Below are 710 nucleotides of genomic sequence, written 5' to 3' on the forward strand. Positions count from 1 at the left end.
GCGCAGCGCTTCTTCCGCAAGCACCCCACCATGCACCCCGTGCTGCTCGTGGTCACGGACGGTGAGGCCACCGCCCACCTGGAACCCGGCGGCGAGGCATGGTTCATGTACCCGCCCGATCCCGAGACCCTGCGGCTCACCGTGGCGCAGCTGGACGCCGTGGCCCGGCGCGGCACCGAGATCACCCTGTTCCGGCTGGGGGACGACCCCGGACTCGTCCGCTTCATTGCGGCGCTCGCGCGCCGGGTGCGCGGCCGGGTGGTCGCCCCGGATCCCGAGGACCTCGACGCCGCGGTGCTGGGCGAATACATGCGTTCACGCTCCCGGAACGGCTCCTGGGGTGGGTCGGGTGACACCGTCACGGACGACGACGCGTGACGGTCTTCGGGACGAATGCCCTGGTCGCGGGCTGAATTCTTTTACATCTACATAGAAGTATTGCTTAAGTGAAGACGAGCCCTCACGCTGGAACCACCCGTGGACATCGGGGAACGGATGAGACGAGAGGATTCGTCATGCACCGCACACGCACGTTGACCGCGGCAGCCGCCCTCCTGGTCCTGTCACTGGGCGGGCTCACCGGATGCAACTCCTCGCCCGCGGAACAGCCACAGTCCATGGCCACCTCCTCCGAGATCGCCAACGGGCCCACCTCCGGCATCCGCTCCCAGGCCGCGAGCCCGCAGGCCGGGACCGACGCCGCGGCGACC

The 710-nt window shown here is 69.2% G+C and carries 1 protein-coding gene and 1 pseudogene; both read left to right on the plus strand.

Going from position 1 to position 710, the window contains the following annotated elements; all coding sequences use genetic code 11:
• Positions 1-378 (plus strand): annotated as a pseudogene (locus B3I25_RS07980) (hypothetical protein); the annotation flags it as partial.
• Positions 379-515: 137 nt separating this feature from the next.
• Positions 516-710, plus strand: a 195-nt coding sequence (locus B3I25_RS07985; RefSeq protein WP_286738535.1) for a hypothetical protein, incomplete at its 3' end; no start/stop codon positions are given.

It is taken from the genome of Kocuria sp. UBA1838, assembly GCF_002338785.1.
Taxonomy (GTDB): domain Bacteria; phylum Actinomycetota; class Actinomycetes; order Actinomycetales; family Micrococcaceae; genus Kocuria; species Kocuria marina.